Genomic DNA, 20062 nt, shown 5'->3' with positions numbered 1-20062 from the left:
ACTAAGCCACCTCTAATTCTTTATTGTTTATATTATGTAAGAAGGCATCATATAAATTGCCTGACGGTGTTTGTGCAGCAAACTCTTGAGTCGAACCATAAAACTTAGTTTCACCCAAGTCGATCAAGCAAACCTCGTCACACAGTTTTTCCACTTCATGCAAATGGTGAGTCGAAAAGATTACCGACATCTCCGAGCCTTTATAACTCTCGATAAAGTCCAGAACGGTTTTTGCTGAAATCACATCCAATCCTGTCGTAGGTTCATCAAAGACCAATACTTTAGGGTCATGTATTACCGCTCTTGCAATAGAAGCTCGTTGCATCATCCCAGTTGATAAATCATCAGCACGTTTTCCAGCAAACGAGTGCATATCCAACATATTAAATATCTTATCCAGACGCTCATCCATAACTTGCTTTGACAGGCCATGCATCCGGCCAAAATACTCAACATTCTCCCTAACTGTTAAACGATGATATAACCCCGTTTTGCCAGACAGAAAGCCAATTAACTTCTGGGCATAACGCGGCTCTTTCGTAACATCATGACCGTTGATCAATATCTCACCAGCGGTGGGTTCGAGAGCAGTCGATAGCATGCGTAAAGTAGTTGTCTTACCGGCACCATTTGGTCCAAGTAGACCTAATACTTTGCCCTTATCACAACTAAAGCTGACGTCTCTCACAGCATGAAAAACGCCTTCCCCTTCTCTTGGATCCTTAGCCACAGTTCCTTTCTTTTTCTTGGCTTCTTTCTTATCATACGCAAAGCTTTTCGCTAAGCCTTTAATTTCTATCATGTTTATAATTTCCCCTGCGTTTTTTTCTCTACGCTCTTTCCTGAGGTTGAAATGCTTTTAATAAGCCCTGCAACCTTACTGTAAATTGATTTCCTGATATCACCGAGCCTTGGTTTATTATCGTCGCTAAAGGCCACTGGTCGACATAACTGCATATTCTGCAGGCCCATTCTCGCAATCAACATACCTACCCCAATACCTTGAGCTGCCTTTGTTGATATAGTCGCTGTAAGACCTTTTCCAAGGAACTCAACACTTGCATCAGCCACTAAATCACTGGCACCGGCCAACATCATATTCTTAAATATCTTTTTCGTCATCTCAAATCTACTTAAGGCCGTTTGCGGACAGCCATAAATTTGCGAGACCTCCTCAATCATTTTGCTTCCACGCCACGCAACCAAAGCCATATCCCCTATTGCAAGTGGACTGATAGCAACCATAGCTGCGGCTTCTGTCGCGTGCTTGGTAATAGCGTCCAGAGCAATTTTATCTAACCCCTTCAGTACTGTATCCGAATAAATTTGAATCAACTCTTTGTCATTGTGTACCTGTTGCTTTTGGCGTTGATACTTCTGCTTCAACCCCTTCATATCCACATACTGACCAATTTCTAGCGTCAGCTCGTTTAATGGAGCGGCTGCCTTACCGTAACTATTTTTTTGTTGGATTTCCTCAAAACGTACTTGTTGTTGACGCCTCTTCTTAAAACGATATTTTGCCTGCCAGCCCTTAATCAGCATATAGCCACCACTGATAACTGCGGCACCAGCAAGTACCCCAACCGCGCTTCCAAGCAACCAATGGGTACTCATCAGACTATTAATGAATTGGATCGCCTCGTATCCGGCTGCCGTGATAACAAAAGCAGAGAGCGCGGGCCAAAACAATCGTCTAAGGAAGCCCCCCTTGCTTTGCTTTTTTAAAGAAGCCGAATCATCCGTCTCACGGTCAGATGCTTCATCAATAGCCAAATGATATTTAATGCCACCGTCGTCACCCAGGTTTTGTTCTTGCAGTAGTTTTTCAGCTTTTTGGTGCTCTTTATCCTTACCGTAAAACTTTACAGGCTTATCACTCATGAGAACTTATCTCCCAGCAGAAATTGTAATACCTTATCCATCCGAATATAGGGTAAGGGTTCATCTGCCTTAATTTCTGGTATACCAAAAGTAGAAAAATCTATATCCAGGCTCTGCCATTCAGTCCTGCTTAATGATGTCGAAGGGACTTTACCGGGGTAATGAAGTACGGGCTCTCCCGTGTCATTATCTAACCCTTTAACACATAACATTGGCTGACCGTTATGTTCTGTGGTTACGGGCTCAGAAGTCGATACCGAACTTATCGCCATAGTTTCAACTTCAACGCCTTCATAGCCAACATCATTTTTTGCCTGCGCTACCATCTTCTGCATAAATGACTCAATATTCGAGTGCTGGTCCGGTGGAATCAAGTCCACCTTGGTTGTCGCAATCATTAACTTGTCGATAGTTGGTGAAAATAACCTTTTAAGCCAGTTGGAGCGGCCATAACTAAACCCGGTAAGCAGCAGCTCGATAGTCTTTTTTAAATCTTGATAGGCCTCATAGTCACTCTCAAGAACAGAAGTTGTGTCAATCAGTAAAATCTGTCGGTCAACTTTAGAGAAGTAATCTTCAAAGAAAGGTTTTATGATTTCGCGCTTATAGTAGTCAAATTTCCTTTCGAGGCTTTTAAGCAATGTAGAGCCCTCTAGAGAGCTCCAATCCAGAGAAAGCACATCTTCATTCACTATAGGAAAAAAATCCAATACAGGCGCACCGGTGAGCTCTCCTGGCAATATAAAGCGTCCCGGTAGCGCGATGCTGTTATCACCTTCAGTATTTCTATATTGCAGCAGTGATTCTTTATATTGCTTTGCAAGTTCTGCTATGTATCCATCATCATCCCTATTATTAAAATCTTTGTGGAATTCCAGGCTACTTATTGCCCTTACTACATCCTTTGTATAGTCTTTTCTTCGCTCACTTTGCAAATAATTTAAACACTGCTGTGACCAATCCTTAAAGCTCATGCCTAAAAGAGGTAGGTCGAGAAGCCACTCCCCAGGGTAATCAACAATATCTACAGTCAACACAGACTGTTCATGTACTTTTTTTAGCCAAGGATTTTTAACTTTGAACCGGCACTTAATCTGGGCCTGAGAAATACTTTTTGTAGATTCAGGCCAAGAAGGTACTTCAGCTGTTAGTTGTTCTATACATTGATCGTACTTAAAGCTAGGAATATGCAATTCACTGTGAAGTTCTAACTTGGACGCTTTCAATCTACCCTCTTCAACAACCTCGAAAAAAGGCAGCTGATATTCTGAAGAAGCAAATAGTAACTGATTAATTAATGAGGTTATAAAAGCGGTTTTGCCTGCTCCACTTAAACCAGTAACAGCCACTCGCACATGCCTGTCAAGGCTTCTGTCCCAGAGGTCATTCACTTTATTTAATGTATTATTTATCCAATCCATACCGTGTCCTTTTCAACCCTACCAGTATAGCTTAGACAACAGGCTTAAAATATGAGGAAACGTAATAAAATATTACTCTATATGCTCTATCAAAGAACTTTGTACGAACTGTTTAAAATCACTTAGTGTTAATTCGGCAATACCCTTATTAAGCTGTTCATTATAATCTTTCAGGCCAAAAACCTTGGTTAATAATTTTGTTTGGTATTTACTATCCTGAAGTCGTAAGTTATTGAGAAGGCTTTTTTTCCACTGTTCAAATTGTTTCTCATCCACAAGCAGGCTAGTATTTAAATTCTCATGGATCTTATTGGCTGGCCTAACGGTCAGTGTCGAGCTAAACCGATTCACGTTAAAAAATGGCTGCGGCTTCAGGCCAATTATAGAATTATCTTTTACCACTTCCGCCTCTTCGCTAAGACTGGATTTAAGTACATAGTACAATAACTCACTAACAGGCCAGTCTTGGTCTCCGGGTAGAACAGGTAGTTTCCAACTCCTGGAATTTGAGTCAGAGGTATCCAGTATACCCTTCTGCTGAATCATAAGGCTTGATGATGACGGAAGCTTCCCTAGTGCAAAAAACAACCCATCTAACTGCTCTACTGTGAAATCTCCGCTCAGAGCTACCACAAGGTCTTTTTGTCTGAGCCCTTCTTGCCCAAGTATAAAGGGAACCAAATGTTCATTTATATAACCTAATACCTGCTGGGATATTTCAGGGGAAAAACTAAAAGATAGAGTTTGGTTTAAGTGGTTATCAGCGACTGTCAGGTAGTAAGGCGAGTTCTTACAGTCTATAAGTACACAAAAGCTATTGTCCACACGAACCGCAAAGGTAAATCGAAAGACACCATCCATTTCTTCAATTTCAAAGATATCAACTTCGAACCGATCTTCGACGTTTTGGTTAAAATCATACTTTTGTTTAGACTCAACACTTTCAGTTGCAGGGTGGCTGTCTGTTACTTCTAGTAGTCGTTCATTATATAGAGCTATAACGTCATCGATAGATACAGTTTGGAGGCCTTTATAATAGCTTAAAAATTGCTCATAGCCTCTATCCTTTGAAAACTGAGATAGAAGCTGCAACCACTCAAAAGGTTCAGAGTTTATGAATCTGGAGCGTTGCATTAGGTCACTTTTATAGTTAGCAACTAACTTCTCATCAATGTGAAGCTGCCTTGTATCAGCGGGTTTTATGCATCTAAACCCATCCTGATCCAAATAAAAAAGGGGGACATTGTTTGCGTCAATTTGACAGAGTAAAAAACCAGTCACAAGACTAGTAGCAATATTTTTTGTAGCCTTTGTTGATGACTTGGGTTGTGCAAACTCAAATGGAAAATCGTACTTTAAGATGTCCACACTAACCGCAGATTCTGACTGCGAAGCCAAAATATTAACAGTTGTATTCGAGTAGAATCGGTTGATAAGACCTAAAACACGTTGCTGGTTTATTTGTCCCATAACAGTAAAAGATAGTGAGCGAAAATCCTGGTTTTCTAGATTTGCGATCGATGACTGAAGGACTTCTTCATACTGTTCAACCGGAAGTTTAACTATTATTGTTGAATAATCTTTGAAGGAACTATACGTGTATGGGAACCCATGCTTTTGGTAATATTCTTTGTGTTTAATTAAATCAGCTTTATTACTCACGCTTCTTGTACGAATGGAGAGAAACGCAAGATCGTGATAATCTGCGTCGATCAGCTGAACCTGGACACCTTCACTAATTGTTTCTTCAATGACAGAGTCAACTCTCTCAAAGATAGCAGCAGTTTGTGCTTCAACTCCGTAAAGACATAACAGTAAACAACAAATTACAACTCTCAATATAGTTTCCCTTTTACCTCATCTGTTTGATTTTACCAGTAAACAGGCACAAAAAAAGCGCTAAAAATAGCGCTCTTTTTGTTGATAGTGAGTTTTAGCTTTCGCCTTCTCCCTCTTGATTCTCTTCCTGATTAATCTCAGCTAGAGAATCGCGCATTCTTTTCAAATCTCCAAGGTACTTAATGTATGCATTAGCATTTTTTGCTACTTTTGGATATTTTGTTGCGCGTTTCATTGTTTCAATAGCAGCTTGTTCGCGGCCCAAACGGAATTGAGATACACCTAAGTTCATGTAGGCATAACCAATGTCGCCTTCTTTAAGACCACCTTTCCTAATAGCTTCGCTATACTTTCTTGCTGCCTTAGCATAATCATCATTGTCTTGATACATGATTGCTACTTTATAATCATATTTACCAGATGATGTAAATGACGATGCTTTATCATAGGCTTCTACAGCATTCTCCAAGTCTTTTGCAAAGAAGTAATTATCAGCTACACGCTTCCAATTATCCTCGTTTGACTCAACAACACCCTTGTTAATGCCTTCTTTTAAGCGTTCCGCCGCAAGACGGGGCGTTTTATTGTTCGAAAACAATGCAGAAAGCTGCTTATAGTTCGTCTCACTCTGCCATATTCCATTCATTCTCGCTAATTCAGCTAAAGCAAGCATGTCAGCCTGTTTTCCACGACGGCTATATACGGCAAACAAGTTGTTATAGACAGATTTATCGTCTGGGAAAAGCTCAATCATTTCCTCGCCGATTGTCTCAGCACCAACATTTTCATTTAACCTAATGTGTGCACCGAAAAGCATGCTGTACATTGGTTTTTTTGAACTGATACCTTGCTCTAACGCTATGTATGCCGGACAAATGGCTTCACGATACTTCTCACTGTTATAAAGAAGACTTGCATAGGAAGCATAACTATTTGCTGGTGGCTTGATGGCGTCTTTAAAATAACGCTCCATCCAGCTTATTGCTTGAGAGTAATTCTCTTCAATAGCATAGAGCTGAGCAATACCACGACGCAGACGTACTTCATCTTGCTTACGCAGGAATCCGCTTTCGATTGCTTTCATAAAAGCATTACGCGCTGCGCTGTAGTTCTCTATCGCCTGGTAGTTCATACCCTGCAATGACTGTGCTCTACCTACAGCAACTTTATCACTTGAGTTAGCAATAAGCTCATTAAGTATAGCGATTGACTCTTGATGCTTTCCGTCTGCGTATGCCTCGTTAGCTGCCGTTAGTTTCTTGAACGCTGACTGTGAGCTAATCGAACCAGTAGAGCCTTTTTCCTCGTATTTGCCTTCTGTAGGAGAGAGAGGCTTACAAGAGCTAGTATACTTGGTTTGCGGAAGTGCCATAGCACTGCCCGCAAAAACCAACCCTGTGACTCCTAATAAAACGGATAATTTCTTCATATTCATACACTTATTTATGGTTATTGAGCAAGCTCAAATTCCATCGTATACCTCATATTACGCTGAGGGATGGGCTGCCCATTGACGATTCTTGGTTTGAATTTCCACTTCCGAATAGCTCGTAACGCATTTCTTCGGAAGACACCACGAGGATTTTCATCTTCAACCGAAATGTTTGACGGCGAACCATCTGGACCGATATCCAAACTGAATGTTACATAACCTTCAATGCCTTTCAGCTGTGCTTGGACTGGGTAGTCAGCAGGTGGCTGGTATACAGGGATAGCATCACCATCACCCATTCCAGCAAAGTCACTCTGGCCTTGCCCTAAACCACCAATATAAATACCTGCGCCGTCCATAGAAGCATCAATATTATCAATCTTAATATCAACCAACGCAGTCACAACCTTCTGCTGCTTCTGCTGCACCTGTTGTTGTGGCGGTGGTGGCTCTTTCGGTGGTGGTGGCTTTTTAGGAGGACGACGTTCTTTACGTTGAACCTGTTTATCTTCCTCAACAAAAGCCACTTCTACCTTGATATTGTCCATATCTTCATCTTTCGTATCATCAGAAGAGATCAAAAGATTCATCAATAGAAATAGACCAACCACAATACCAAAGGCAAACAGTGCACTTAATATAACTCTCATCATCGTTTACTGTACCTTCTCTGTTGCGACAGAAACCTTGGCTCCAGCGCTTTTAGCAAAATCAATGACTTTTAACACAAGCCCTGCTCTTGCTTTTTTATCTGCCTGGATAACTACTTCACCTTCCAAGTTTTCAGTACGCAATGATTGGATTTTTGATTTAACTTCTGCAGGCTGAACAGTCGTTTTATCAATCGTAATGGTGTTCTTATCGTCAATGGCCACAAAGATATATGCGTTTTTACGCTCTTCTGCTGTGGTCGCACTAGGTTTGACAACATCTACGCCTGCTTGTTTCACAAAAACCGTAGTAACGATGAAGAAAATCAACATGATAAACACGATGTCGAGCATCGGTGTCATGTCAATTTCAACATCTTCTTGCTTTCTTTTATCATTAGCCATGTAGCTTCACCCAATAATTAATGGTGTGGAAGGTTGTCGGCTAACTGGTGTGTCTTCATATAAGCTGTTTGTTCTAAACGGCTACTGAAGAAAATGCCAGATAAAGCTGCAACCATTCCCGCCATTGTCGGAATTGTCGCTTGGAAGATACCGCCCGCCATTTGACGTGCACTACCTGAGCCTTGACCTGACATGCCATCGAAAACACTGATCATACCGGTTACCGTACCCAAAAGGCCTAGTAATGGACAGATAGCAATCAACGTTTTAATTAATAACATTCTCTGGTTCAAAGCTTCTCTCGCAACAGAGACCCAAGCTTCACGGATTTGATGTGCGCGCCATGAAGTTTGATCGTCACGAGAGTTCCAACGAGCGATAATCGAACGAGCTTCTTTGGGGAATTGCCCATAGATGTACCAGTAACGCTCGATAATAAAGGTCCACATCATGAATAGAACGAGCCCTATCCACCATAGGACCCATCCACCTTTATCAATAAACTCTAATATCGTATAGATTAATTCCATAAGGAAATTCCTATCCGTTATTTTCGTCGTGTTGAGCCATTAGGCCCGTGCTTTGCTCTTCAAGTACATGAATGATGTTCTTACTCTTACCTGCAACAACGGCATGTAGGAATGTAAGTGGGATTGCTGCTAATAGACCCCAAACGGTTGTTACCAATGCTTGCGAAATACCGTTTGCCATCAAACGAGGGTCACCAGTACCGTGAAGTGTAATAGATTGGAATACCTCAATCATACCAACTACCGTACCCAATAGACCCAACAAAGGACCTAGCGCTGCAATAACTTTTATCAAGTTGATACCACGCTCGATTTTAGGCGTTTCTTTCAGTACAGCCTCATCAAGTTTCAGCTCCAAGTTCTCGACGTCTTCATTCTTATTCGCCAAGTAAACTTTCATTACACGACCAAGTGGGTTGTTGCCAGGAGTGCTTGATTTCTTCTGTGAAGCAACTTTTGGACCTGTAACCATGTACAGTGTGAACAGACGCTCTAGAGCAATTAAGATACCGATTGCCAACAAGATCATTACTGTTGAACCTGCGAAACCTTTAAACTTCCATAAGCGGTCTGGAAGGCTCATTTTCAGCTTTTCTAGCTGTAGGATACCGCCTTTAGTAGGGTCAATGTAAAGACCTGCATAGCCAGAGTTTGCTGCTTCATAGTCAGCTGCCAAGTCACGAACTTCTGGTCCAGGCTGAACTTGTAAAGTTTTGATCTGACCTTTGTCGTAAATCAGGTAGTCTTTACCAGTAAGCAGGTTAAAGGTACCGATACGCTCAACAGTTTGCGTTTCTGTACGACCTTCTTCGTTTACAACGTCTGCGGCAAAGCTTGCAGTATTACCTTGCTCAGAAAGCTCCTGCAACATTAATACGTAGAAGCCACGAAGGTCGTCCATTTTTGGAAGCTCTTCTGCTTCGATTAACTTGTTTAGCAGGGCATCACGACCAGGATACTGAGCGCTGATTAATGATGATGAAATATCACCAGACAAGCCGTTAGCTGCCTGACGAACTACACCAAACAACTCACCCAGGTTACCCTGCTTAACACGAAGGTCTTCTGCAATTTCAGTTAGTTGTTTTTCGTTTTCATCAAACTCGGCTTTAAGACGCTCACTTCGAGCTTCTTCTGCTGCTAAACGTGCTTTTGCGTCCGCTAGTAGCTCCGCTTGCTGGTTTTTCTTACGAACAAATTCTTGAACACGCTGGTTGTTCACCTGCTCTTGAATACGCTCTTTATCTCTTACTTTCTTAAGTAGGTCGGCGTGTGACAAGCTTTCAGCAGCATTTGACGCAGCTGAAACACTAAACGCTAAGGCGCCAGCGAGTGATAATGCTAAAATGTTTCTCATTGTGCTGCCTCCGTAACTGGGACTGGTACTTTGAAGAGTTCTTGTGTTGCTACACCTTTCGCCATATTGATAGCGCTATTTACCGAATCTAAGAATTCATTCGGAAGAGGTTTCCAAGTAGCTGAACTTTTGTCCCAATAGGCACCACTTTCACCGTCAACAGTTAAGTAAACGTAAGATAAACGACCAACACGTAGGAAATCGACAGTTAGAGTCTCACCGTCTTTATCAATGGTACCACTACTTGCAGATACAGCATTACCGTACTGCATTTCGATTTGATAAGCTTCTAGAATCTTACGGTATTTCTCAGAAACAGTAACATCAGCTGAATCCATCAGGCCGTACAAGTTTTGTACACGTTCCTGACGTTTTTCAAGGTTGAATGGAATGTCTAACTGAACAAACTCATCAAGGGTTTTGATCATTTCATCCATCAGTGGAAGAACACCCTTTTCTGTTTCATCAATGGTTTCCATTTCCTCAGTGCTTGATGCAATCTCTTTTTCCTGAGATGCAATTTGTCTTTCAAGCTGAGTGTTATAAATGCGCAGGCTATCAACTTGCTGTAAAGTGTTTCTGTATTCTAGCGCCAAATCGGTCGTTTGCTCTGCTAGACGATCTACAGACACCTGTGTGCTCGCTGCCTCTTTATCAATTCGCTTTTCTATATTCATAGAAGAATTGAATGGGCCAGCAGCAATTGTGCTCCCCATGACAGCAGAAGCCATCAAGGCAATAGCCGTTTTCTTAAAAAGTACTTGTTTTTTCATAAACTTACCCAAATTTCTGTTCAGAAATTGTTTCATTAAAAGTCGATGTTAAAGAAACTTAGTAGGATTCAGGCCAAAAATCAAGAAATTAAAGGCCAGAAGTGTTAATACCGTCTCTTTAATTGTCAACTTAAACCAATCGGTCTTCTCGCGGTGAAAGAAATCAACTATAAATGACAAGCCCCGTAACGGTCAACAAATCATTACAGCTAATTTACATTTAGTAATATACTCAGATAATATTTTTTTATAGTTGAATGCAGAAGTGACAATATATCAGTGAGCTTTGACTAGAAGTTAATACTGCCGCTTAATTTGATATATTTTGGGCTTTGGAAGGTGTAAGGCATCAACCCAGAATCATCCAGCTGTTGCAAACCATTATCCTGGTCCGCAGCCTCTCCCAACAAATTAAGCAAATCTATTCGAATCACCAGCCCCATATCATCCCAGCGCCCCTGGTATTGGACACCTATGTCTAAGGTTGTATTTTCAAAGTTTAGTTCGCTAGCATCAGCAGCAAGTAAAGACACTACCTGAGGGGACTCTTTTTGAAAGTAGTTGCGACTCAGATTCGCATTGAAACGCCAATCTTGGCTGATATCATATTGACCAAACAGCGAAAAACTCTGTTCATCATACTCTGAGATTGGAAGTTGTATATTATCAAACTTGTAAGGTTGCCAATCCAAGTTCAGGTTAGAGCTACTTATTGTACCGCCAACACGCAGCTTATCACTGGCCTGCCGGGTTAGGCGTATTTCAATTCCCTCAGAGGCCTTATCGAAGTCTGAAGCTGTTCCGAGCTCAGAAAACAAATTCACCGACTCAGGCAAACCATCTTTGTTCAGGTCGAACCAATAATGCTGGTTCAAAGCACCACTATGTTCGTAACCGACTTCACTGTTTTGTGATGAATTCTGTTCAAGCTCAGACTTAGTATAACTAATACTTACTGACCATGAATCATTTAACTTTTGATTTAACCCAAGTGAAAAGTTTTCATCCGAAATGCGCTTTTGATTATACTCGAGAATATCATCAACCTTGATGGAAACAGGAACTCGTCGATTTCCATAATCAATGTAAAAGGTAGACTCTCCATTATTCGGACTGTATGCCGTATTCAAACGATACTGTTCATCAGCAAAAGCCGACTCTTTAGACTGATTCAGATCTAAAGACACTTTCCAGAATCCATCTATACTATCAGAGAAACCCACGGATAATTTCTCTTCATTATCTTTACCACCAAAAGTACCTGAGTCTGAATCAGCGTAAAGAGGGATCACTTTGGAAGAGGAGTAATAGTCAAATAGTTCAGCGTAAGAAGAATCACCAAATGTATAGGGAGACCAGCTGTCCGCCGGTACTGAAGCACCATTTGCAACAACAACTGGGCTGCTAAGTAGCACCAGCGCTGCTGTGGCGATCATTTTTGCCTGATTAAACGGTTTCATTGCTCACTCTATACTTATCTCTGCCATCACTTTACGAAACCCGAAATACTTATTGCTTTTGATTTCAAACTACGGGCCCCGACAGATAATTGTTTTTCTTACTTTAAGTTATAACGCCTGAACGACTTCTTAACAGCATATATATACTACAAAATCAGTATAGCAGTTTCCCTATCCCTTTCAACTTGTTACCGTGGTAACTCAGCACCTGTTCACAGCTTGTAACAAGTTTGGGTTAAGCCTTGATGATTTCTTGACACTAAGTAATTGCTAGGCACTGACTGTTAAGCTTGTTATTATTAAGAAATCCAACGAAAACAAAGACCTGATGTCAAACCATAGCGTTTATAACAGCATCGCCAAGAAAGTGCCCGGATTAGCAGTTTTAACCCTGCTTCTATGTTCGGCCTGTACACCAGATGCCTCCGAAAAAGCCGGGCAAAACAGCCGAGAGCTTTTGGTTTACTGTTCTGAGGGCAGCCCTGATGGATTCAACCCACAACTTGTGACATCAGGGACTTCCTACGACGCAACAGCCAACATCATCTATAATCAGTTAGTGACATACAGGCCCGGTACTACGGAGATCGCACCTTCATTAGCTAAGTCCTGGCGCATTAGTAATGACGGCTTACGTTATACTTTTAATCTTAGAAAAGATGTCGCATTTCATGGTAGCCAAATATTTACGCCCAGTCGTCCGATGAATGCCGATGATGTCTTATTCAGCTTTAATCGCCAACGCTTACGCAGCCATCCCTACCATGGTATTTCTGGTGGCCGGTACCCCTACTTTACCGCACAAAGTCTTGATCAACTGATTAAAGACATTAGGAAGACCGGCGAACATCAGGTTCAATTCGTACTCAGCCGTCCTGAAAGCCCTTTCTTATCAATATTGGCGACACCTTTTGCCTCAGTTTTATCTGCAGAATATGCTGAGCAACTTAACCGTCTAAGGCACCCTGAGTGGATTGACAGCAAACCCATTGGAACAGGCCCTTTCAGGTTTGAGCGCTACGAACCCGACGCTTACATTCGTTATAAGCGGTTTGATAACTATTTTGCCGATACCAAGCGGGTAAAAAACCTGGTGTTTGCCATAACTCCAGACGCAGCCATGCGCTTTGCCAGGTTCAGTGCTGGCGAATGCGATTTAATGAGTTATCCACTCCCGGTACACCTCAAGGTTGCCCAGAAGAATGATTTAAAAATCGTGCAAACCCCGGGTCTTAACGTTGCCTACTGGGCTTTTAACACTGAAAAACCGCCGTTCGATGATGAAAAAGTAAGAAGAGCCCTAACCATGGCGATTGATCGTGAAGCGATATTACAAACCGTTTATGATCGTCAGGCATCATTGGCTACTAACCCCATTCCTCCATCATCGTGGGCCTACAACCAAGATATAAACAAAATAACATTCAGCAAGAGAAAGGCATTAGAGCTTCTCCGGGATGCGGGCTATGCCAATGGATTTAGTATAGATATCTGGGCTATGCCAATTCAGCGCGCATATAATCCAAATGCCAGAAAGATGGCTGAGATGATTCAGCAAGACCTGGCAGACATTAATGTTGATGCTCGAATCATCACTTATGAATGGGGAACGTTTTTAGCAAGAGTGGCTCAGGGACAGCACCATAGCGTATTACTCGGTTGGAACGCAGATAACGCCGATCCCAATAACTTCTTCACCCCGCTTCTTAGCTGCTCTTCGGCTGTTAGCGGTAACAACTACTCAAAATGGTGTGATAAAGAGTTTGATAGGCTAATCCTGAAGGCAAGGACTCTCTCTGAGCAGCCCGTAAGAAAGCGATATTACGATGAGGCACAAAAAATATTTAAACAGCAGGCACCATGGTTAACAATTGCACACGCCAATAATAGTGTCCTGGTACAACCTAATATCAGCGGCTTAATAATTTCGCCCATTGGCAACATTAACTTTGAGGGTGTAACTATTTCAAAGCCAGACCCAACTACGCGCGTTTTGCCACAGAAGGAAGCTGATTAATGTTCACCACTCTTATAAAGCAGTTAGGTACATTACTAATTAGTCTTCTGGGCTTAACGGTCTTAACTTACATCCTTAGCTTACAGTCTGACACGCCGATACATGACTACAAAAGCCAGAATGTATTTTTCCAATACTTCGAGTATCTACAGTTTTTATTGCAGGGGGACTGGGGGATTTCCAGTATCCATAAAAGAAGTGTACTCACTGATTTCTTACAACATTTTCCCGCCTCAATCGAGCTCATTGTATTAGCATTAGCTTTGGCGGTTACAACAGGCCTGGGGCTGGGCATTCTTTCCTCCACACGCCGTGGCGGGTGGCTGGATAACACCCTGATGACATCATCTTTGGTAGGCTACTCAATGCCTATTTTCTGGTGGGGTATGCTGTTAGTGCTGCTGTTTTCCCTGACCCTTGGCTGGACACCGGTCGCTGGAAGAATTGATTTCCAATATGACATCCAGCCGTATACTCGTTTTATGCTCATTGATACCTTACTACACCACAATCAATATGGGTTTGATGCTTTTTTGAATGCCTTGCACCACCTTGTACTCCCAGCAATAACATTGAGTACTATCCCGATGGCGATTATTGCCCGCATGACTCGCTCTTCTTTACTTGCGGTACTCAAGTCGGAATATATTCGTACGGCACGCTCCAAAGGTATCAGCCAGAGAAGGATAATCTGGATTCATGGCCTGCGTAATGCATTGCAACCAATTCTGACAATTAGCGGCGTTCAGGTCAGCATCATCATGTCAGGCGTCATTGTTACTGAATATATTTTTGCATGGCCTGGAATTGGCAAGTGGCTTCTGGAGGCTGTATCTAGACGTGATTTTGCCAGTATCCAAGGGGGGGTTTTAGCACTTTCTATCATCGTTATTGCCTTTAACCTGGCTCTGGACTTCTTGAGTATCTATCTTAATCCGCGCTTAAGGAGACCGTCATGATTAAGCGCATTGGAACGGCTAATCAAAAAGCGGCCTGGGCTATTTATAAGCAGAACAAAGGTGCTTTAATAGGAACCGCTGTACTGTCAGTTATTATGCTAATGGCGTTAATTGGCCCCTTGCTTGCGCCCTACGATCCAGCACACCAGTTTAATAACAAGGTTCTAGTTCCACCAATATGGAGCTCTGCTGGTGACTTTAATTACTTCTTTGGTACGGATGATCTTGGGCGTGACCTGCTATCAAGATTACTCCATGGAGCTCGCTTATCATTACAGCTCACAATCACTGTAGTGCTTATCGCAGCCATATCAGGCATAGTAATCGGTGCTGCCTCGGCCTTCCTGAGTCCTGCACTGCGCTCGCTGTTGATGCGAATTATGGATTTATTACTCTCTTTCCCTTCACTTCTGTTGGCAATTGCGATTGTAGCTATAATAGGTCCAGGACTGCCCAATGCTATCTACGCGGTCATTATTGTTTTAATACCGCAGTTTGTTCGTATCACCCAGTCAGCCATCAGCGATGAGCTGAATAAAGATTATGTTATGGCTGCCCGTCTAGATGGAGCAAAGCGTTTTCGCCTACTGACACACCATGTCTGGCCAAATATTGTTCCAGCTTTAATTGTGCAGCTAACATTTAGTTTTTCAACGGCTCTGCTCGATATTGCCGCGCTGGGATTCTTAGGCCTGGGCGCTCAGCCACCCATGGCAGAATGGGGAACAATGCTATCCGAATCAAGAGCGTTTATTCAGTTTGCGCCATGGACCATGACTTTGCCAGGTCTGGCTATTTTCCTTACAGTGCTTTCAATCAACTTGGTCGGAGATGGCGTACGTGATGCTCTAGATCCAAGGCTCAACCGGTAGATTTTATGGGATTACTGCAAGTAGAAAACCTAAGCGTTAACTTTAAAACCGATAGCGGTATTATTCCCGCGGTAGATAACGCAAAAATATCCATCAATGCAGGGCAGGTACAAGGAGTCATAGGCGAGTCCGGATCCGGTAAAAGTGTTATGGCTTTAGCTATTGCAGGCTTATTATCACCCGCAGCAACAATGCGAGCAGATTTATTTAACCTTGATGGTCATGACTTGACTCGTATGGGTGCAGCAGAGCGCCAAAAATTGATTAGCAGCAATATCTCAATCATATTTCAGGAACCAACATCAAGCTTAAATCCCTCATTAACAATAGGCTATCAACTCGATGAAACCATCCGCTTTCATGATGGTGGCACTCGCAAGGAGCGATATGAGAAATCCTTGGAGTTATTAAATCAGGTAGGGATATTGGATGCAAAACGCCGATATAAAGAATATCCCCACCAACTGTCAGGTGGGTTGAACCAGCGTGTAATGATAGCCATGGCTCTTGCCTGCCAGCCCAAGCTTCTCATTGCAGATGAGCCGACGACGGCGCTTGATGTAACAGTACAGTCACAAATCCTGGACCTGCTTTTAAAATTAAATGAAGAGCATCACATGGCTCTGATGCTAATCACTCATGACTTCTCTATCCTGTCGGAGACAACCGATAAAGTTTATGTCATGTACGGAGGCCAGATTGTTGAGTCTGGGCGAACTTATAACCTTTTGAGCCAACCTTATCACCCTTACACTAAAGCGTTGCTTGATAGCGTTCCACACTACGGGATGCATTACAAAAAGGGAAGGCGCCTCTTTAATCTCAAGGGAAGTACCCCATCCTTGGATCATTTGCCTGTGGGCTGCTATTTAGGGCCTCGTTGCCCCTATGCCAATAAAAAATGTGTACAACCCCCTGAACTACGTTCTCTAAAAGGACGTAAGGTACGCTGTCACTTCCCTCTAATTGAGGAGGATTAACATATGCCAAACCTCTTCTCTGCAAAAAATCTACGAAAAAGTTATAAGGTTTCAAATAACCCGCTAAAAAAAGGTTATCTTGAGGTATTACAAGATGTCAGCTTCAGTCTGAACGAAGGGCAAACTTTGGCCGTAGTTGGAGAGTCTGGCTCGGGGAAATCAACCCTTGCCCGCATTTTAGTTGGTGCAGATAGTCCTGATAGCGGCGAGCTACTCTTCGAAGGGAAGGATATTCTAAAGAGAAAGAACAAGTTCCAGTGGTATAAAAATATCAGGATGATTTTTCAGGACGCATCTGCTTCACTAAACCCACGAGCTACCATCATGCAAAGTTTGGAAGAGCCATTGCATAATGGCACCACTTACACTGCAAGCCAACGCCGGGAAAGAATCAAAGAAGTCCTTGAAATGGTCGGTCTGCGTGCCGAATATGCTGAACGGTACCCTCACACATTTTCAGGTGGGCAAAGACAGCGCATAGCCATTGCCAGAGCCCTTTTATTACGTCCGAAGGTAATCGTTGCAGATGAACCTGTTTCAGCTTTAGACGTCTCAGTTCAGGCTCAAATTATTAACCTTCTCCTCGACCTTCAGGACCAGCTTGATTTAGCCTATGTGTTCATATCACACGATCTTGGCCTAGTTCAGCACTTTAGTAACAAGGTTCTGGTATTAAATAACGGAAAACAGGAAGAGTATGGAAGAGTTGCCGATATTTTCAGCCAACCTAAATCACAATATACACTTGAGCTGCTGAATGCCTCGGCAGGCTACAAAAAGAATCGCTAGAAAAATATTGAAGCATAAAAAAAGCCACTCTCTGAGTGGCTTTTTTTTGAGATTGAAGCATTACTTTTTCACTTCGACAGTATTCTGGAAGTATTGAATAAGGTTCCCAGTATCTACCTGAGTATTCAAGTTCTTCGCCATCTGCTGTAACTGCTCGCGTTTAGACTCATCCATATCCGAAGGATCTGGATAATTTACAGCCTTAAGCTCAATAACAGCATAATCACCATTAAACAAAGATTTAGAGTCAATTACTGACTCACCTTCTGCTGGTGCAGGCAGCTGATATATGGCGGATACAAGATCAAACTTCATTTCAGAATCACGGCGTTTCAAGTCCGCGTTCTCTTGCCACTCCAGCTCTTTAGAAGAAACCATGTCGTCCACTGAATCACCACTTTTAAGAGCATCCATAACGTTACTGGCGAACTCTTCAGCGGCCTCAGCAGCTTTTTGTTGTGTTAGTGTAGCTACTATCTGAGCTTTTACTTCCTCTAAAGGCTTAACTGATTCAGCTTTATAGTCTGTGGCCGTAACATAAATAATATCTTTATTGCCTAACTCAATTTCATCACTTACGTCTGTTGAGTCAATGACCTGCGCTGTAAACGCCTTCTCTAGTAGTGCTGGTTCTGCAGCAACTCCAGTAGCACTCTGTCTACTGAATAAGCCTGTTTCTTCTACAGTTAAACCAACTTGCTCTGCAAACTTTTGAATGTCATCGCCATACTCAAATAGCATTTCATTCAACTTTGATTCTTTTTCATAAAACTCTTCAGTGGCCGCTTCTTCAGCAAGCTCTGTGATAATGTCATCACGAACCTCTTCTAAAGGCGTTGTGCTGCCTGGACGCTTATCGAGAAGTTTAATAATATGAAAACCAAAAGACGTTTCAACTATATCGGAGATATCACCACGGCTCTCCAGTGATAAAGCAGCCTGCTCAAATTCTGGAGCCCAGCCCGTACCGGCCGATTCATCACTTTGCTCAACCGCATCAACCCAATCTAACTGACCGCCATTTTCTGCACTGAATGTATCAGAAGAGTTTTCTTCTGCTAATTGTGCGAAGTCTGCCCCTTGCTTTAATTGCTCAAGTAATTGCTCTGCCTTAGACTTAGCATTCTCAACAGAATTATCAATAAGAATATGGGCTACCTGTATCTCACCAACTTCCTGATAATTTGACTTTTGAGCTTCGTAAAATGCTTCTATTTGCTCCTCAGTCACGTCAGATTTATTTTCTTCTATCAGATTCTCAACAGACAAGCGCACATATTTTAAGTTAATTTGCTCTGGCTGCTGAAACTGACTTTGATTGTTTTGGTAATACTCATTAATTGCTTCATCACCAAAGTCCACTGATTCAGTGAAAGCCGAGATAGGGACGCGAAGAACTCTTACATCACGAGACTGTTCCTGTAATCGATATAAGGTCGCTACTTCATTGGACAGAGCAAACCCAGAACTTGTTAGCCCATTTTGTAGCTGTTCACGTGCAATTTCTTCACGAGCCATTTCTGCCAGTCTATCTTCCGACATACCATTCTGACGAAGAATTTCCCTTGCCTGACGAGCGGAGTACTCCCCATTGATTTGGAAAATTTCGTTAGTGCGAATCCATTCCTTAACCTGCTCTTCAGAAGCAGCAAAGCCAGCTCTTGCAACACCCGCCACAATAACTTCACTGTTGATTAACTGCTGAGCGATGGTTTGACGAAGCTGCTCACGGCTTGCTTCAGTTGGATAACGCTGCTCAAAAGCCTGGCCATCACGTTGGCGCATCTGATCAATTTGGCTTTGCACCCGTTGGCTGCTGATTGAAACACCATCAACCTCTGCGATTCGGTTTGGATCACCACCAAACATATTGGCACCGAAGTAGCCTGCTCCAATGAAAAACACAATAATGATGAACATAACGAACTTCATTATCGGGCTATTCATGCTTTGCTGAATCTTTTCCAACATCATGGCTGAAATTACCTTTCGTTTATAAACTTTGCTTTACACGTAGATTACTGACTTTTCTATCGCCAGTTATAAAAAACGCGCCTAAAGAGGCGCGCTTAAAAAGTGGCGGAGCGGACGGGACTCGAACCCGCGACCCCCGGCGTGACAGGCCGGTATTCTAACCAGCTGAACTACCGCTCCGAATTTTTAAGTCCTCACCATAAGCGTTCAACTGAACTTATGGTGAAAGACTTGGTGGGTGGTACTGGGCTCGAACCAGTGACCCTCGCCTTGTAAGGGCGATGCTCTCCCAACTGAGCTAACCACCCGCAAAAAAACGGCGCTTAGTTTACCGCGTCTTTAAGCGCTTTACCAGCTTTAAATCCTGGAACTTTTGCTGCTTTAATTTGGATAGTTTCGCCAGTTTTAGGGTTACGTCCTGTACGAGCTGCGCGCTCTTTTACAGAAAATGTACCAAAACCCACTAAAGAAACTTGCTCACCTTTTTGTAGTGAATCAGTTACAGCGCCCAACATTGAATCCAATGCACGACCTGCTGCTGCTTTAGAAATATCTGCGCCTGCTGCGATAGCATCAATTAATTCTGATTTATTCACACACTTTCCCCTTTATTTTTTAGAAATCTGTGATTAAAAAATTTACTGCGTTTCTTAGAGTTTTTATGCATAACTCAAGGTGCTCTGTTATATCAATTGACTGTTAAAACTGTCAAGATAATTT

General features: G+C 42.5%; 18 protein-coding genes and 2 tRNA genes. 5 read left to right on the top strand and 15 right to left on the bottom strand.

All coding sequences use genetic code 11. The features are described 5' to 3' along the window. Position 1 precedes the first annotated feature (1 nt). The 11 genes from KS2013_RS03210 to KS2013_RS03160 all read right to left on the bottom strand — a co-directional run bounded on the left by KS2013_RS03210 (position 2) and on the right by KS2013_RS03160 (position 11751). Positions 2 to 802: an ABC transporter ATP-binding protein gene (locus KS2013_RS03210; RefSeq protein WP_068989658.1), complete on the bottom strand. Its 801-nt coding sequence runs from the start codon at positions 800 to 802 to the stop codon at positions 2 to 4. 2 nt (positions 803 to 804) lie between these two features. Then, entirely contained in the window at positions 805 to 1884 is a 1080-nt protein-coding gene (locus tag KS2013_RS03205) for a TIGR01620 family protein (RefSeq protein WP_068989655.1), read from the bottom strand. Beyond that, positions 1881 to 3305 carry a YcjX family GTP-binding protein gene (locus KS2013_RS03200; RefSeq protein WP_068989651.1) on the bottom strand — a complete coding sequence of 475 codons (1425 nt, stop codon included), beginning with the start codon at positions 3303 to 3305 and terminating at the stop codon, positions 1881 to 1883. Before KS2013_RS03200 ends, KS2013_RS03205 begins: the two co-directional genes overlap by 4 nt. 72 nt (positions 3306 to 3377) lie before the next feature. Then, positions 3378 to 5144 carry a hypothetical protein gene (locus tag KS2013_RS03195; RefSeq protein ID WP_068989648.1) on the bottom strand — a complete coding sequence of 589 codons (1767 nt, stop codon included), beginning with the start codon at positions 5142 to 5144 and terminating at the stop codon, positions 3378 to 3380. A gap of 94 nt (positions 5145 to 5238) precedes the next feature. Next, positions 5239 to 6573 carry a tetratricopeptide repeat protein gene (locus KS2013_RS03190; protein ID WP_068989645.1) on the bottom strand — a complete coding sequence of 445 codons (1335 nt, stop codon included), beginning with the start codon at positions 6571 to 6573 and terminating at the stop codon, positions 5239 to 5241. Positions 6574 to 6593: 20 nt separating this feature from the next. Beyond that, a complete protein-coding gene (locus tag KS2013_RS03185) occupies positions 6594 to 7229 on the bottom strand; it encodes an energy transducer TonB (RefSeq protein ID WP_068989642.1) in 636 nt (211 codons plus the stop codon). Positions 7230 to 7232: 3 nt separating this feature from the next. Next, positions 7233 to 7631: an ExbD/TolR family protein gene (locus KS2013_RS03180; RefSeq protein ID WP_068989640.1), complete on the bottom strand. Its 399-nt coding sequence runs from the start codon at positions 7629 to 7631 to the stop codon at positions 7233 to 7235. A 17-nt stretch (positions 7632 to 7648) separates the two neighbouring features. Next, positions 7649 to 8161, bottom strand: coding sequence for a MotA/TolQ/ExbB proton channel family protein (locus KS2013_RS03175; protein ID WP_068989637.1), 513 nt, complete (start codon positions 8159 to 8161; stop codon positions 7649 to 7651). A gap of 10 nt (positions 8162 to 8171) precedes the next feature. Beyond that, on the bottom strand, positions 8172 to 9518 hold the full coding sequence (locus KS2013_RS03170; protein ID WP_068989634.1) for a MotA/TolQ/ExbB proton channel family protein: 1347 nt from the start codon (positions 9516 to 9518) through the stop codon (positions 8172 to 8174). Next, positions 9515 to 10291 (bottom strand): DUF3450 domain-containing protein, encoded by a 777-nt coding sequence (locus tag KS2013_RS03165; RefSeq protein WP_068989631.1) that lies wholly within the window; start codon positions 10289 to 10291, stop codon positions 9515 to 9517. Before KS2013_RS03165 ends, KS2013_RS03170 begins: the two co-directional genes overlap by 4 nt. Before the next feature lie 290 nt (positions 10292 to 10581). Beyond that, on the bottom strand, positions 10582 to 11751 hold the full coding sequence (locus tag KS2013_RS03160; protein WP_068989630.1) for a TonB-dependent receptor: 1170 nt from the start codon (positions 11749 to 11751) through the stop codon (positions 10582 to 10584). 328 nt (positions 11752 to 12079) lie between these two features. On the opposite strand from KS2013_RS03160, the gene KS2013_RS03155 reads away from it, so the two are divergent. Genes KS2013_RS03155 through KS2013_RS03135 form a run of 5 tightly spaced genes read left to right on the top strand, consistent with a single transcriptional unit; the run spans position 12080 to position 17368 of the window. Further along, positions 12080 to 13768 (top strand): ABC transporter substrate-binding protein, encoded by a 1689-nt coding sequence (locus tag KS2013_RS03155; protein WP_068989628.1) that lies wholly within the window; start codon positions 12080 to 12082, stop codon positions 13766 to 13768. Then, a complete protein-coding gene (locus KS2013_RS03150; protein ID WP_068989625.1) occupies positions 13768 to 14727 on the top strand; it encodes an ABC transporter permease in 960 nt (319 codons plus the stop codon). The genes KS2013_RS03155 and KS2013_RS03150 overlap by 1 nt, the downstream gene beginning before the upstream one ends. Next, positions 14724 to 15599 (top strand): ABC transporter permease subunit, encoded by an 876-nt coding sequence (locus tag KS2013_RS03145; RefSeq protein ID WP_068989616.1) that lies wholly within the window; start codon positions 14724 to 14726, stop codon positions 15597 to 15599. Before KS2013_RS03150 ends, KS2013_RS03145 begins: the two co-directional genes overlap by 4 nt. A 5-nt stretch (positions 15600 to 15604) precedes the next feature. Further along, a complete protein-coding gene (locus KS2013_RS03140) occupies positions 15605 to 16579 on the top strand; it encodes an ABC transporter ATP-binding protein (protein ID WP_068989614.1) in 975 nt (324 codons plus the stop codon). Positions 16580 to 16582: 3 nt separating this feature from the next. After that, entirely contained in the window at positions 16583 to 17368 is a 786-nt protein-coding gene (locus tag KS2013_RS03135; protein ID WP_068989610.1) for an ABC transporter ATP-binding protein, read from the top strand. Positions 17369 to 17428: 60 nt separating this feature from the next. Here the strand turns inward: KS2013_RS03135 and KS2013_RS03130 are convergent, their stop codons facing one another. The 4 genes from KS2013_RS03130 to KS2013_RS03115 all read right to left on the bottom strand — a co-directional run bounded on the left by KS2013_RS03130 (position 17429) and on the right by KS2013_RS03115 (position 19938). Next, on the bottom strand, positions 17429 to 19342 hold the full coding sequence (locus tag KS2013_RS03130) for a SurA N-terminal domain-containing protein (protein ID WP_068989608.1): 1914 nt from the start codon (positions 19340 to 19342) through the stop codon (positions 17429 to 17431). Between the two features lie 103 nt (positions 19343 to 19445). Beyond that, positions 19446 to 19522 (bottom strand) — tRNA-Asp (locus tag KS2013_RS03125). A 52-nt stretch (positions 19523 to 19574) separates the two neighbouring features. Continuing rightward, positions 19575 to 19650, bottom strand: a tRNA-Val gene (locus KS2013_RS03120). Between the two features lie 15 nt (positions 19651 to 19665). Continuing rightward, positions 19666 to 19938, bottom strand: a complete 273-nt coding sequence (locus tag KS2013_RS03115) for an HU family DNA-binding protein (RefSeq protein WP_068989605.1) — start codon at positions 19936 to 19938, stop codon at positions 19666 to 19668. Between the last annotated feature and the right edge of the window lie 124 nt (positions 19939 to 20062).

The organism is Kangiella sediminilitoris (assembly GCF_001708405.1).
Classification (GTDB): domain Bacteria; phylum Pseudomonadota; class Gammaproteobacteria; order Enterobacterales; family Kangiellaceae; genus Kangiella; species Kangiella sediminilitoris.
This window is presented reverse-complemented; position numbering and strand designations above follow the sequence as displayed.